The sequence below is a fragment of the Marinimicrobium sp. ARAG 43.8 genome (genome assembly GCF_050113635.1).
Lineage (GTDB): Bacteria > Pseudomonadota > Gammaproteobacteria > Pseudomonadales > Cellvibrionaceae > Marinimicrobium.
The window spans coordinates 81,381-94,409 of sequence record NZ_JBNJLT010000002.1 but is presented as its reverse complement, the minus strand read 5'-3'; the positions used below and the strand labels follow the sequence as shown (position 1 = coordinate 94,409).

Below are 13,029 nucleotides of genomic sequence, written 5' to 3'. Positions count from 1 at the left end.
CATCGCACAGGCGAGTCACCTTCCGTGATTTACGGTTCTTTACTCACCACGGCCACGGGAAGGCGCTTCAAACGCAACGCGTTGCCGAGCACGAAAACGCTCGACAGCGCCATGGCTCCAGCGGCGAAAACGGGCGAGAGCTGCAAACCGAAAGCGGGGTAGAGCGCGCCCGCTGCCACGGGAATCAAAGCGGTGTTATAGGCAAACGCCCAAAACAGGTTCTGTTTGATGTTGCGCAGCGCAGCCCGTGAAACGGCAATAGCGTTTGCCGCCCCGCGCAGGTCACCCTTCACCAGCACCACGTCCGCACTTTCAATCGCCACATCTGTTCCGGTGCCCATGGCAATGCCAAGGTCTGCCTGAGCGAGCGCCGGGGCGTCGTTAATACCATCGCCCACAAAAGCCACTTTCAAACCGTCTTGCTGGAGCGCCTTAATCGCCTTGACCTTGCCTTCGGGCAGCACGTCGGCCACCACCTCATCGATGTTGAGTTGGCGCCCCACTGCGTCGGCGGTGCGGCGGTTATCGCCGGTCATCATGACCACCCGGAAGTCTTCGTCGTGCAGGAAGCCGATAGCGTCGGGAGTGGACTCCTTGATCGTGTCCGCCACGGCAATCAGCGCGGCGGGTTCCTGGTCCACCAATACATACAGCGGCGTTTTGCCCTCCGCTGCCCATTCTTCGGCGCGTTCGGCGAACGGGTTGCCGCCTTTGGCGTGTTTATCCAGCAATCGACTGGCCCCGATCACGACGGAGTGACCGTCCACCTGGGCTTCCACACCGTAGCCGGTCAGTGCGTTAAAGTCGCTGGCCTCGGGGAGCGAAAGTTGCTGCTTTCTGGCTTCGGCCAGAATCGCGCTGGCAATGGGGTGTTCGGAGCGTTGTTCCAGTGCGGCGGCCCAGCGCAGTACCGTGTTTCGTTCGTAGCCCTCGGCGGTGATCAGATCGGTCAGTTGCGGCTCTCCCCGTGTCAGGGTGCCGGTTTTATCGAACGCGATGGCGTCCATGTTTCGCAATGCCTGGAGCGCTTCGCCGTTGCGAAACAGAATGCCCATTTCGGCGGCGCGCCCGGTGGCCACCATAATGGACGTCGGTGTTGCCAGCCCCATGGCGCAGGGGCAGGCGATAATCAGCACGGCCACCGCCGCCACCAGCGCGTGGGTCAGGGCTGGCTCCGGCCCGACGATCAGCCAGATCACCAGCGTGAGCAAAGCCGCGCCCATCACAGCGGGAACGAACCAGAGCGTGACCTTGTTCACGACCGTTTGAATGGGCAGTTTCGAGCCCTGGGCGTTCTCCACCATCCGGATAATCTGGGAGAGCAGGGTGTCGCGTCCCACATGGGTGACGCGGCAGGTAAAGGTGCCGTTTTGGTTCAGAGTGCCACCCACGACCGTATCACCCGACTGCTTTTCCACGGGCAGCGGCTCGCCGGTCAGCATGGACTCATCCACATAAGAGTGGCCGTCGATCAGCTCGCCATCGAGCGGGATTTTTTCACCGGGGCGCACCACCAGCGTATCGCCTTTTTCCACCTCGTCCAGTGATAACGTCACCTCCTCTCCATTGCGCATTACTCGCGCCTGCCGGGCCTGCAAGCCCACCAGACGGGTAATGGCCTGGTTGGTGCGTCCCTTGGCGCGGGACTCCATCCAGCGGCCCAGCAAAATCAGGGTCACAATCACGGCGGCGGCCTCGTAATACACATTCACCGCATTGTCCGGCAGCACTTCGGGTGAAAACGTGGCCACCAGAGAGTACCCCCAGGCTGCGGTGGTGCCGACCACCACCAGGGAATTCATATCGGGCGCGAGTCGCCACAGAGCCGGGACACCGGCGCGGAAAAAGCGTCGACCAGGGCCGAACAGCACGAGAGTGGTCAGCGCACACTGCAGCAGCCAGAGCGACTGGCGACCGACCAGATCGTTCAGCCAGTGATGCAGCGCGGGCACCAAATGCCCGCCCATTTCCAGGACAAAAACGGGCAGGGTGAGCGTGAGTGCCCAGAAAAAGGCCCGGCGTAAAGCGCGTTGTTCTGCCTCGCGCTCTTCCCGTCGGGCGCTGTCGCTGTCTTCTGACGAGCTATTGTTGTCAGTGGTTTGCGCGCCGTAGCCGCTGTCCTCTACAGCGCGTACCAGCGTATCGGTGTTGACGTCGCCGCTGACCTGGGCCGTTTCCGTGGTTAAATTCACAGTGGCTTCAGTAACGCCAGGTACGGCCGATAAGGCTTTTTCTACCCGCGCTGCACACGAGGCGCAGCTCATGCCGGAAATGCGTAGATTTACAGTGGTGTTGTCAGCCATAGCGGTGCCTCCTGTGAGTATGTACTGAGCATAGACCTTCCCGCCGCTGGAAGGTCAACAGGGTGTTTTAACGGATGATTATTGACGTGCCACGGTTTGGCGCGCTGGCGGTTTTGGTGTAATTTGGCCCTAGAAAAACAAAATGAACCACCGGTCGTCCTGGGGTTACCTACCCTCGGTAACACACAAGCCTTGACGTAAGAGCGATCAAGCATCGCCTCACTCTGGTCGACTGGTACTCGCAAGGCGAGCATGGAATGGCAACAGCCCCCATTCAATTACTAAGCAATGTCTTTGTCCGCTGGATGCTCCTGTCGGGGCTGGTTCTGGTGGCCCCCGTACTGTGGGCGGCTTCCGTGCCTTCTGCCGTGCTGTCTGGCGTTGCTGTGCTGGAACACCCTGAAAAAGGGGGCCTCAGGGCGCCCAGAGAGGCGTTGCGGCTGCGCCTTGAAGACGACGCACTGGCCCGGAATCCCAGTGAACTGACCGTTGAACTGGGCGGTATGGATGTCACGGCCATGGTGCGCCTGCGCGGTCGGCATTTGATTTACGTTCCCGTGCGACCTCTGACTTCCGGGCGGCATGAATTGCGGTTGATGGTGTACCGCGCAGAGGGCGATGTGGAGGAGCTGGGGCATTGGCTCTTCGAGGTGCGCACCGAAGCGCCTTCGCCGCGCGCCGAGGCCCAAGGATATGTGGAACTGGCCATCGCTGAACGCTTCGCCGCCCGCCCTGACGGCGAAGCGGGGGGCCAGGATGACACCTGGGTTCAGGGGAGCGGCCAGATGTCCGCCCAGGTTCAGGGCGAGCGCTGGCAGTTGGCGACCCAGGCGGACCTGATGATAGTGGATAACGTAGCGCTTGCTCCGGCAAATCGCCGGGCAGACCTGACGCGCTGGTCGTTGCGGGCGGCGCTGGATGAACGCTATGCCGTTACGCTGGGAGATCAGAGCCTGGGGCGAGCGAGCCTCATTCAGGACGGCTTTGAGCGCCGAGGCATCTCCGCCTCCGCGCAGCTGACGCCCTGGGATGCGGCGCTTTCGGTGTACCGCGCCGGGGCGCGCCAGCAACCGGGCCTGGAGGCCCGCCTCGGGCTGGATGAACCCGACGATCAACTGAGCGGGGGCACCGTATCGTTCTGGCCGCTGCGCGGGGAAAACGCGCGCGTGTATATCGCGGGCTCCCACCTTGAGGGGCGAGCCAGTGCGCCGGACTATGGCAGTCTTGTTATTGCGGTTGATGAGGGTTCTTTTGATGACAGCTCGTTAGCTCCCCCCGATGCACAGCGCGGCCCCGCTCAGGAAGGGTCGGCCTGGAATGTGGTGATGGACGGTCAGTTTTTCCAGCGTCAGTGGCGGCTCCGGCTGGAAAATGCCAGAACCGAATACGATTTCGACGGGGCTGGCTTTGGTTTCGAGGCCGAGCGCGACAGTGCCTGGTCCGCGTTGCTGGTGTACGACCCGCGTGCAGCCGCTGACGAGACCGACTGGCAGGTTGGATTGGAAGCCAAGAAAATCGGCACCTACTTTCGCAGCGTCGCGGATCGATACGCGCCCGCCGACAAGCGTATGGAGCGAGTGTTCTTTCAGGCGTTGCGCCGCCGCTGGCAGTGGGACGGCTACTACGCCGTGGAGAACAACAATCTCGATGACGATGCGGATTACGCGACATCGGAAAGTCATCGCTGGAATGTAAGCGCCAGTTACCAGGGCGATCCGGAAGGTTTTCTGGGTTGGCTGGGGCAGCCGCGCTATCGGCTGAGTGCTAGCGGCTCGACGTTGGAGGACGACTACACGCCCACCGGTTACTGGGTCAATGATCTGGCCACACGTCGTTATCATCTCAGTGCAGGGTTTACGCGCTCGCAATGGCAGTGGTCACTGGGTTACGAGCGCGATTCCCTGAATGACAACAGCGGATGGCAACCCGATGCGAGCACCGATACGCTGCTGCTCGATACCGGGTTTTACTTCAATGCCGATTACTACATCAGTACCGGGTGGCAATGGCTGCATACCCGCTACGATGGCACGAACGTCACAGAGGATCAGCATCTTTACTCGGTGAATGCCGGCGCTGGTTTTATTCCCGACGTGTTGACCGGCACCTTAAGCCTTGGCCTGAACCAGACCAGTGCGCGGGACGATCCTTTCCGGCCGCGCTCGGATCAGTTTACTTATCTCAGTGCGGAACTGGCGTGGCAGATTCGCCAGCCGGCGGCCAACCGTTTTGGCTGGCAGCTGTCGCTTTCTCTTTCCCGCAATGACTGGCGCGATCACTTAACGAGCCCAATATTCGAGCCGGGTTACCAGGTGTTTATTGAGTTGAGAACGCTTCGGCCGATAACGCTTCCAGGAGGTACGCTATGAAGCGACAACAATGGCGAGTCGGACTGATCCTGATCGCGCTCTTGTGGTCGGGGGCAAGCCAGGCACAAAACGCGGAAATATGCTCTCCCGCCATGAACTGCACCGTCAATCAAACGGTCACCCCGGGACAAGATACCGTGGTAACAGTGCAATGGCGGGGGCGTGTTGAGGGAGAGTGGCGCCGCCGATTGATTTCGGAAACCGGATTTTATTCGCTCGGTGGCGACCGTGGCGAGCCGCTGTATCCACTCAACCGGCCTCTGGTGGAGACACTGCCCGATACAACGATGGGCGGCCCTTTTACGGTGACCGAAACCTTGCAGATTCCCGGTGAATTGAGTCGGCGGGTGGCGCAAAGCGGCGCTGTCTCTTTTCAATTCGTGCGACGCTTTTTTGTGCGTGAGCAAATGGTGACCGGGGTGCAAACCATTCGTCTGGCCCGGCCCTCGCCGAATGCTGCCCGCTCGCTGCGCGAAGGTGCGGAGGACCCGGGCGATGGCGTGCTGTTGAGTCGGCTGGCACTGCGTTTCGACGATGGCAATAACGTATCGAGCATCGCCCCCGGTGAATTGCTGCGCGCGCAGGCGCTGTTGCGCTATGACCGCGTCGGTCGCATTAACGCCGTCTGGGAAGTCGCCACGCCCGCCACCACGCGAGGTAATCCGGTGTTTCGGCCATTGGCACCCGTGCGCCAGTATCTGGGAGCAGGGCAGGAGTCCACTCTGGAAAGCCCGGTATTGCCCAGCCGTGAACGCGGTTTGTACCTGGTGCGTTTGCGGTTGATCGAGCCGGTCATTCAACAGCCCGTGCCGGTATTGCGTTATCAGGTGGGCGGCGAGGCGCAAACCCCCGAACAGGTAGCTCGCCTCCCGTTGGTCTCTCCCGCCTCGGGGGAGACGCTGGATAGTCATACGGTCTTCCAGTGGCAGCGTCACCCCGGCGCGTTTGCCTATCAACTGGCATTTTATGACCGTCGCCCGGAACGGCAGGACGTGACAGAGGGCGAGCCGGTAGAACTGGCAGTGCAACCGGTCAGTGGCATGATGCTCGGTGGCGACACTCAACAAACGCGCGCGTCGGCCTCGGTACTGAACCGTATGGATGGCGTGACGCCTTATTGGTGGCGAGTTATCGCGGTGGACGTTGACGGGCAGGTGGTGGCCGCCAGTGCCGTTGCTTCATTGAACGCTGGCGTGACATCGGAGGCGCCATGATTTTGAGTTTGGACAAAGCCAGTGACGAGCAATTGCTGCACGCCATGGCGGGAGAAGATATGGATGCACTCGGCGAATTTTATCGTCGCCATGAATCCCGGGTGTACCGCTATTTAGTGACGCGCTTGAACGATTCGGCCACCGCCGCCGACTTACTCAATGATGTGATGTTGGATGTATGGCGCGGGGCGGCACGGTTTGCCGGTCGCTCCAAAGTGACGACCTGGATGTTGGGCATCGCGCACCACAAAGTGTTGAATCACTGGCGTCGACAGGGCAGCCGCGTATTTACCGAGGTGGATGAAACACTGGAAGATGAATCTGAAAGCGCGGATCTGGAAAAGGCGTTGTCTGCCGTACAGGATGCCGAGCGGTTGCGCGAATGCCTGGGCAAGCTGTCCGACGCTCACAGGGAGGTGATTCATCTGGTGTTTTTTGAAGAACTGGATTACGCCGAAATTGCGACGGTGATGGGGGTTCCGGAAGGTACGGTCAAATCCCGTGTGCATCACGCCAAGAACCGTTTGCAGCAACTATTGGTCAGGTCCTTGAAGGTTTAAGCCGTGAAGGGCCAGGCCATGAAGTCAGCGAAGCTATTGAGGTTATCGTGAACAAAACCGACGAACAATTGCCCCTGTGGGCCAACGGCCGACTGCCTGAGGCCGAACGTCAGCGCTTGGAGCAAGCGCTGAAAGACGATCCCAAGCTCGCGCACGAAGCGGACTTTATGAAGGCGTTGCGTTCGGGCTTGCAAAGCCCGCCCGATGAAACGCCGCCGGGGGAGCTAGGGCTGGCCCGTCTCAAACGGGATATCGCTCATAACCGGGCGCCGCAACCTGTCCGACGGCGTGCTAATTTGTGGAAACCGTTGGCTCTGGCTGCCAGTGTTATGGTGGCAATCCAGGCCGGCTTACTGATTGGCAGCGATCCGTGGAGGGCCGTCCGTGATACGAATCTTGCCCCGGCGTCCGGCAAAGTCACAATCTCTGGCCCGCGTCTGCAGATTGTGTTCGATGGCAGCACGTCGGTGTCCGACATGCAGGTTATGCTGCAGGCGGTGAATGCCCGGTTGGTGGACGGCCCCGGCGCACTGGGTATTTGGACGCTGGAGCTTCCCGAGGGGGCCGATGTACAAGTCGTGCGCGAGCGGCTGCAATCATCACAAGGCGTTGCGGAAGTCATCGCGCTATGAAACAGGGCGTGACCGGTGCACGGCTTCCTCTTTGGCCTTGGCTGATGGTCCTGTGGCTGACAGTCGCGCTCGTGCCCGCGCCAGTGTCGGCTCAGGAGCGAATGACAGAGAATGTTGCACAGTCTGATGAGGTGGCACCGAACGAACCGCGCCCGGATCGGAGTCAGACCTCGACTCGTGAACGAGTCTCATCGGACGAGCTCGATCGGTCTGAAAGCCGCCAGTCCGCCGAGCGGCAGCGCAAGGAAGTCAAATCCGAAGAAGTTAAATCCAAAGAAGTTAAATCCAAAGAAGTTAAATCAGAGAAACGTAAACCAGAGGCGCGTCAGCCTAGGGAAAATCAACCCAAAGAACCTCTACCTGAGGAAGAAAAACCACAGGGCGACCCATCAACGGATGAGCAAACCGTAGATGACAACAGTGAGTCGGTTCCAGATAGTACCGGTGAAGAGTCTGTGTCCTCTCCGACGTCGGAGTCGGCTGTGGAACCTGATGCAAAAGACGAACCTGTTGAGCGCCCGGCAGTTGCGCAGCCCGTCCGCACTCGTCCTTTGATCCAGCGTGGTGGCAGCTTGATAAGCCAGGCGCTTCCTCCGCCTCCACCGGAACCTCCCGAGCGTCCATCGCGTGATCCTGTCGTGTCCGGGGTGACGCCGCATGCCGGTAACACTGCGTATGAACCGGATGAACTGTTGTTGACCACGCTGGATATGGACGAGGCTCGCACGGTGGCCCGGCAATTCAGTGCCTATTCGCTGCGTATCAAGTCGCGTGAACAGTTGCCGGGGTTGGGGCTGGTGATGACCCGCTTTCGGCTGCCGCCAGGTGAGAACCCGCTGCCACTGTTAAGGGAGCTGCAGCGCGATTATCCCGATCTCAACCTGGACACCAACCAGCGTTACCATTTGATGAACGGGCGGCGCCGTTATGCTCGCACCTTGATTCACTGGCCGGCGAATGCACCCTGGGTTTGTCGGGTGCAGGCCCGTATCGGCATGATCGACACGGTCGTCGATGCGTCGCATCCGGCGCTGGAAGGGCGGGCACTTCAAGTGCGGACCTTTACACGGGGGACCTCGGCTGACGACGGTCACGGTACGGCCGTGGCGGCCCTATTCATCGGCAATGGTGCGGAAGATATCGAGGGTTTACTGCCTGCGGTGGAATTACTGGCAGCTAACGTTTTTCGCCAGCGGGATGAGCAGGTGGAAACCACCACCGACAGCATTTTGCAGGCGCTGGACTGGCTGATTACCGAGCAGGTACGGGCTATTAATGTGAGCCTGGGCGGCGAGCACAACGCCGTACTGGAGCTAGCGTTGCAGCAAGTCCTTTCCCGGGGCATTGTGGTACTGGCTGCCGCTGGTAACGAAGGTGCTGACGGCCCGCCGGTGTACCCGGCCGCACAGTCGGGTGTACTGGCCATCACCGCCGTCGATGCGTTGGAACAGCTTTATACCCAGGCCAACAGGGGCGACTATGTCGATTATGCCGCGCCGGGGGTGGATGTGTGGTCGGCGTCCGGGAGCCGCGGAGGCTACTACCACAGTGGCACCTCCTTTGCGGTGCCGTTTGCCACGGCCGCCTGGCTGCTCGCCGATGCCGCCGGGGAGGATTTGGCTGGGTGGGCAAAAGATCTGGGGCCGGCGGGGCGCGATGCGCAGTTTGGACGCGGATTACTGCAAGTGGGCCCGGCCTGTCGGGCGGCGCCCTGATAACAGGCGCGCCACCGGTGGCCGTTAGCGAATGCGGGAAAACTCGGTAGGCGTGAGGAAGGTGGAGTCAATGTGTTTGACAATGGGGCCGTCTTCACGGGATTTCTTGTACACGGCCTGCCACTCAGGATCACTGCCAAAAGCTTTCCAGTTGGTTTCCGCCGCTTGCAAGCTCGGATGCACCAGAATATAAGTCAGCGTGTTCTCTTTCAGTTCCGGGTCAACCGGCGTCCAGTAAGCCAGGTTCATCATGCCGTGCTTTTCAAACAGCCACCGGGTGTGGTTGTCAAAACGCTCCAGCAGTGCGGGCAGTTTCCCTTCGTGAGTGGTATAAGTGCGCAGCTCGAAAACGCGCTCATCGTCGGCCATGGCCGTGTTACCAAGGCCGATGGCCAACAGCAGTGCCGATAGCGTAAGAGAGATTTTTTTCATACATCAGTACCTCATTGTCATTCAACGTCGTTGTTTGTGAAAGGTGTTACAGTTCGCCCGCTTCAATCTGGCGGTGCGCATAATCCACCGCACGAGCCGTCAATGCCATGTAGGTAATGCTCGGGTTCTGCGTGCCGGAGCTGGTCATGCAGGCCCCGTCGGTGACAAACACATTGGGCACATCATGCATCTGGTTCCAGCGGTTCAGGACGCTGGTTTCCGGGTCGTGCCCCATGCGTGCGGTGCCCATTTCGTGAATGCAGGCACCGGGTGCCGTCGCGCTGTTGTACCAGGTGATGTCGGTGCAGCCTGCGGCTTCGAGCATTTGTACCGCACTGCGCACGCCGTCTTCGCGTAACTTGTGTTCGTTATCGCGCAGCTTGGCATCGAAGGTGATCAGGGGCATGCCCCATTGATCGGTCTTGTTGAAGTCCAGGAACATGCGATTGTCGTGATAGGGCAACATTTCCCCGAAGCAGGTCATGCGAACACTCCACGCGCCCGGTTCCATGACCGCCTGTTTGAGTGAGGCGCCCACCATGCCGACCGGCACATTATCGATGCGCTGCGCCGAGCCCTGGTAACTGAACCCTCGCGTGTAATCCTCGCGCTGGCTGTTTTCGTCGATATTGGTAAAGCGGGGAATGTAAAAACCCCCGGGTTTACGGCCTGAGTAATACTCGTTTTTCAGCCCCGGCAGAATACCGGCAGCGCCCATGCCGTAGTGGTGATCCATAATGTTATGGCCCAGCTCCCCGCTGCGATTGCCCAAACCGTTGGGGAAGGTTTCAGAACGGCTGTTGAGCAGAATTGCCGTGGTGCCCACCGTGCTGGCGTTGCAGAAAATAAGGCGCGCGGAAATCTCCAGCGCTTCTTTGCTTTGTGCATCAATCAGGCGGACGCCACTGGCTCGACCGCTTTCGGGATCGTACACAATTTCCTTGACGATGCTGTGTGGACGAATGGTCAGGTTGCCCGTGGATTCGGCCACCGGCAAAGTGGCGGACTGACTGCTGAAATAGGCACCAAACGGACAGCCGCGCCAGCAGCGGTCCCGCGCCATACACTGGCCACGGCTGCCTTTGTGCAAGTCCGGCTTGTACTCGGAGAGGTTGGCTACACGGCCCGGTGTCACCACCCGGTCGGGGTATTCGGCACCGACGCTTTCGCGCAAATGCTGCTCGGCGCAGTTGAGCGGGAAGGGTTTGAGAAAGTTGCCGTCCGGCACTTGCTTGAGTCCTTCGGCCTGCCCGGCAATGCCAACAAAAGGTTCGACGTAGTCGTACCAGGGTTCGATGTCCTTGTAGCGGATGGGCCAGTCAATGGCGACGCCTTCTTTCTGATTCGCCTCGAAGTCGATATCGCTCCAGCGGTAACAGTGACGCCCCCACATAATGGAACGACCGCCCACATGGTGACCGCGAATCCAGTCGAACCGTTCTTCTTCCTGATAGGGGTACTCGTCGTCTTTGTTGATCCAGTGCTTATTGGCCTGGGTGACCCACCAGGCGAGACGGTTCTGCTTGCTGTAATGTTCCTTGATTTCCTCTTGCGGCACTTTGTCGCGATAGGGCAGATCCCACACGTCATCGTGAGCGGTGGGGTAGTCGCCGTGGCGAACATCGCGGCCGCGTTCCAGTACCAGTGTTTTATAACCTTTTTTGCACAGCTCCATGGCCGCGTAACCGCCGCTGATACCGGAACCAATCACAATTGCATCAAAATCAGTCTGCGCCATGATTAAATCGCCCACTTCGTATTATTGACATCATTCACGGAAATACAGGGTTTGTACGCGCCGGGAATAGGGAGATAGTTGAGGAATTTTTCCCCAATGGTTTCCGAGGTGAGGTAATACAGCACGACCTGCTGCTTGAGCATCACCATCCCTTCGCGCGCATCGGCCAGCGCGGCGTCGTCGGTGGTTTCCAAACGGCTCAGCAGCGCTTCGCGCTCGGCGCTGGGAAGCGTCAGAAAGCGCTCATCCACCAGCGCATTGCTCAAGGCCGACCAGGCGTGGCGAAAGCTGTCCACATAGTCTTTTCCAAGCGCCTCGCCGAGCATGGCATCCAGTGTTTTCGGAACGTCGACGTCGCTGGCGGACGGGCTCTCCGTGGCGGGCAGTAACGTATCGGCCACAGAGGTCATCAGTTCAAAGCCGTCGGCACTGAAAAAATGATGGGGCGAAGCACTGGAAGAGGAGGCGGTGGCGGCGGAGCCGGGCGGGGCTTCCGAACAGCCACTGAGGATGACGCTGGCCAGCGGGGCGGCCACAGTGGTGCCCGTCAGCCACGCAGTGTAGCGAAGGATATCTCGTCTGTTCATGGGCAGAAACCGATGGTTGGTAAAACAAACAGCGGCCAACGGAGGTGTAGCGGCTGCACGGTTATTGTTATGTCGCTATGTAATAGTTCTTGAGACAACAATGTAAGCAACTCCGATATCGAGTGCAAGCGGTTGTGGACCAAGGGGCTTGCCAGAGGCTCTGTACCTGTTCACACTACGGGCGATTTCAACCACCGGGGAGCCTGCGGGCACGGCCATGGGACAACTCTTATTCAAACTGAACCAGGTGCCGGACGATGAGGCCCTGGAGGTTCGCGAACTGTTGGAGGAATCCGGGTTTCGCACCTACGAAACCCATGCCGGTTTCTGGGGGCTCGGCGTTTCAGCCATCTGGCTGGCGGACGATGAACAGTTACCCGAGGCCCGGGCAGTGCTGAAACGTTATCAGGCGCAGCGGCTGGAAGCGCAACGGGCGCTGCACGAGGAACGGATTGCGGCGGGAGAGCAGCCCACGCTGTGGCAGAAAATCGCCCGCGCGCCAGTGCGGTTTGTGGCGCTGACGCTGGCGATTGTGGTGGTGTTGGCGATTACTCTGTTGCCCTTCCTGTCATTGATCTGGCGCTGATCTAAAAGAGACGCCCGCCCTTACATATTCACCCAGCTGTTGAGCGCTGGCAGCTTGAACGTTTCACCTTCGAAACTGAGGACAGCGCCGTCCTCTTCAATGCCCTCAATACGCAGCCCCGGTGCCAACTGATCGCCCACCCGGTGTTCCCGGTGATTGATCCGCACCCGGCTTTGGCCGTTCTCACGATAATCGTGCGCCTGATAATTCAGGGTGGGAATGCGTTGTTGCAGGCCCCACGATAAATCGCGAATGGTGGGCATAGTCGGCACGGGCGGAGGGGGTTCCTCCTGAGCAACCGCGTCAGGTTCGGTCACTCGCTCTTCCTCGGGCTCTTCCAGAGGCTCCTCTGAAGAGGCTTCCGCGCCCGCTTGTTGATACAGCGCGGCGGCCGCGTCATCACTCTGAGGCGAGCGGTACAGCTCGGCGACATCCACGGCGGGTGCTTGCGGGCTGGTTTCCTGGGCGACGGTTTCCTGGGAAACGGTTTCCTGTGGGCCAGTTTCCTGTCGTGCAGTTTCCTGCGGAGCGGGCGACGGCTCAATGGGCTCCGGGGCGACAGTTTCCGTTGGGCTTTTCATCCCCTCTGCGTTGGGTTTTGGCGTCGGCGCAGTGGATTCCGGCCGCGGTGCCCACAATGCCAGCCCCCCGCCGATCAGAGCGACAGTCACGGCACCCAGCAACAGTGGTAATTTCCCGGTTTTCTGTGCGGGTCGCCGTGGCGGCGCATCGTCAGACGGTGGCCGGTGGGAAGAGGGCATGGCTGGTGAAGGCGGCGTTGTGTCTTCACGCTTTCCAGGCTCGTTGTTGGGACCGGATTCGGAATGGGCCGGTTGTTCCCGCTGACGTCGTTCCTGCTCGGCCTGCTTCAAGGCATCCAGAATCATCGACAT

11 protein-coding genes are annotated in these 13,029 nt (G+C 60.1%); 6 read left to right on the top strand and 5 right to left on the bottom strand.

Annotation, left to right across the window (positions count from 1 at the left end; all coding sequences use genetic code 11):
• Nucleotides 1–29: 29 nt before the first annotated feature.
• Nucleotides 30–2,303, bottom strand: coding sequence for a heavy metal translocating P-type ATPase (locus tag ACQCLF_RS05660; RefSeq protein WP_426985332.1), 2,274 nt, complete (start codon nt 2,301–2,303; stop codon nt 30–32).
• A 257-nt stretch (nt 2,304–2,560) separates the two neighbouring features.
• Here ACQCLF_RS05660 and ACQCLF_RS05655 point away from each other — a divergent pair, with 257 nt between their 5' ends.
• The 5 genes from ACQCLF_RS05655 (at nt 2,561) to ACQCLF_RS05635 (ending at nt 8,793) form a co-directional block, all read left to right on the top strand.
• On the top strand, nt 2,561–4,672 hold the full coding sequence (locus ACQCLF_RS05655) for a hypothetical protein (RefSeq protein WP_426985331.1): 2,112 nt from the start codon (nt 2,561–2,563) through the stop codon (nt 4,670–4,672).
• The gene (locus ACQCLF_RS05650) at nt 4,669–5,886 is read left to right on the top strand and encodes a hypothetical protein (RefSeq protein ID WP_426985330.1); all 1,218 of its coding nucleotides are present in this window, start codon (nt 4,669–4,671) and stop codon (nt 5,884–5,886) included. Before ACQCLF_RS05655 ends, ACQCLF_RS05650 begins: the two co-directional genes overlap by 4 nt.
• Nucleotides 5,883–6,446, top strand: coding sequence for an RNA polymerase sigma factor (locus ACQCLF_RS05645; RefSeq protein WP_426985329.1), 564 nt, complete (start codon nt 5,883–5,885; stop codon nt 6,444–6,446). Before ACQCLF_RS05650 ends, ACQCLF_RS05645 begins: the two co-directional genes overlap by 4 nt.
• Nucleotides 6,447–6,493: 47 nt before the next feature.
• Nucleotides 6,494–7,078 carry an anti-sigma factor family protein gene (locus ACQCLF_RS05640; RefSeq protein ID WP_426985328.1) on the top strand — a complete coding sequence of 195 codons (585 nt, stop codon included), beginning with the start codon at nt 6,494–6,496 and terminating at the stop codon, nt 7,076–7,078.
• Nucleotides 7,079–7,179: 101 nt separating this feature from the next.
• The gene (locus ACQCLF_RS05635) at nt 7,180–8,793 is read left to right on the top strand and encodes a S8 family serine peptidase (RefSeq protein ID WP_426985327.1); all 1,614 of its coding nucleotides are present in this window, start codon (nt 7,180–7,182) and stop codon (nt 8,791–8,793) included.
• Between the two features lie 24 nt (nt 8,794–8,817).
• Here ACQCLF_RS05635 and ACQCLF_RS05630 read toward each other — a convergent pair whose 3' ends face one another.
• The 3 genes from ACQCLF_RS05630 to ACQCLF_RS05620 are packed head-to-tail and all read right to left on the bottom strand — an operon-like array spanning nt 8,818 to nt 11,550.
• Nucleotides 8,818–9,225 (bottom strand): NIPSNAP family protein, encoded by a 408-nt coding sequence (locus ACQCLF_RS05630; RefSeq protein WP_426985326.1) that lies wholly within the window; start codon nt 9,223–9,225, stop codon nt 8,818–8,820.
• A gap of 46 nt (nt 9,226–9,271) precedes the next feature.
• The gene (locus ACQCLF_RS05625; protein WP_426985325.1) at nt 9,272–10,963 is read right to left on the bottom strand and encodes a GMC oxidoreductase; all 1,692 of its coding nucleotides are present in this window, start codon (nt 10,961–10,963) and stop codon (nt 9,272–9,274) included.
• A 2-nt stretch (nt 10,964–10,965) separates the two neighbouring features.
• Nucleotides 10,966–11,550 carry a gluconate 2-dehydrogenase subunit 3 family protein gene (locus ACQCLF_RS05620; RefSeq protein ID WP_426985324.1) on the bottom strand — a complete coding sequence of 195 codons (585 nt, stop codon included), beginning with the start codon at nt 11,548–11,550 and terminating at the stop codon, nt 10,966–10,968.
• 217 nt (nt 11,551–11,767) lie between these two features.
• Here ACQCLF_RS05620 and ACQCLF_RS05615 point away from each other — a divergent pair, with 217 nt between their 5' ends.
• Nucleotides 11,768–12,136 carry a DUF6164 family protein gene (locus ACQCLF_RS05615; protein ID WP_426985323.1) on the top strand — a complete coding sequence of 123 codons (369 nt, stop codon included), beginning with the start codon at nt 11,768–11,770 and terminating at the stop codon, nt 12,134–12,136.
• 20 nt (nt 12,137–12,156) lie between these two features.
• Here ACQCLF_RS05615 and ACQCLF_RS05610 read toward each other — a convergent pair whose 3' ends face one another.
• Nucleotides 12,157–13,029, bottom strand: coding sequence for a general secretion pathway protein GspB (locus tag ACQCLF_RS05610; protein ID WP_426985322.1), 873 nt, complete (start codon nt 13,027–13,029; stop codon nt 12,157–12,159).

Bases quoted from the DNA above. Each gene is read 5' to 3' on its own strand.
- ACQCLF_RS05635 (WP_426985327.1), top strand. From the start codon at position 7,180: ATGACAGAGAATGTTGCACAGTCTGATGAGGTGGCACCGAACGAACCG.
- ACQCLF_RS05650 (WP_426985330.1), top strand. From the start codon at position 4,669: ATGAAGCGACAACAATGGCGAGTCGGACTGATCCTGATCGCGCTCTTG.
- ACQCLF_RS05610 (WP_426985322.1), bottom strand. From the start codon at position 13,029: ATGTCGATGATTCTGGATGCCTTGAAGCAGGCCGAGCAGGAACGACGT.
- ACQCLF_RS05645 (WP_426985329.1), top strand. From the start codon at position 5,883: ATGATTTTGAGTTTGGACAAAGCCAGTGACGAGCAATTGCTGCACGCC.
- ACQCLF_RS05655 (WP_426985331.1), top strand. From the start codon at position 2,561: ATGGCAACAGCCCCCATTCAATTACTAAGCAATGTCTTTGTCCGCTGG.
- ACQCLF_RS05620 (WP_426985324.1), bottom strand. From the start codon at position 11,550: ATGAACAGACGAGATATCCTTCGCTACACTGCGTGGCTGACGGGCACC.
- ACQCLF_RS05630 (WP_426985326.1), bottom strand. From the start codon at position 9,225: ATGAAAAAAATCTCTCTTACGCTATCGGCACTGCTGTTGGCCATCGGC.
- ACQCLF_RS05615 (WP_426985323.1), top strand. From the start codon at position 11,768: ATGGGACAACTCTTATTCAAACTGAACCAGGTGCCGGACGATGAGGCC.
- ACQCLF_RS05625 (WP_426985325.1), bottom strand. From the start codon at position 10,963: ATGGCGCAGACTGATTTTGATGCAATTGTGATTGGTTCCGGTATCAGC.
- ACQCLF_RS05660 (WP_426985332.1), bottom strand. From the start codon at position 2,303: ATGGCTGACAACACCACTGTAAATCTACGCATTTCCGGCATGAGCTGC.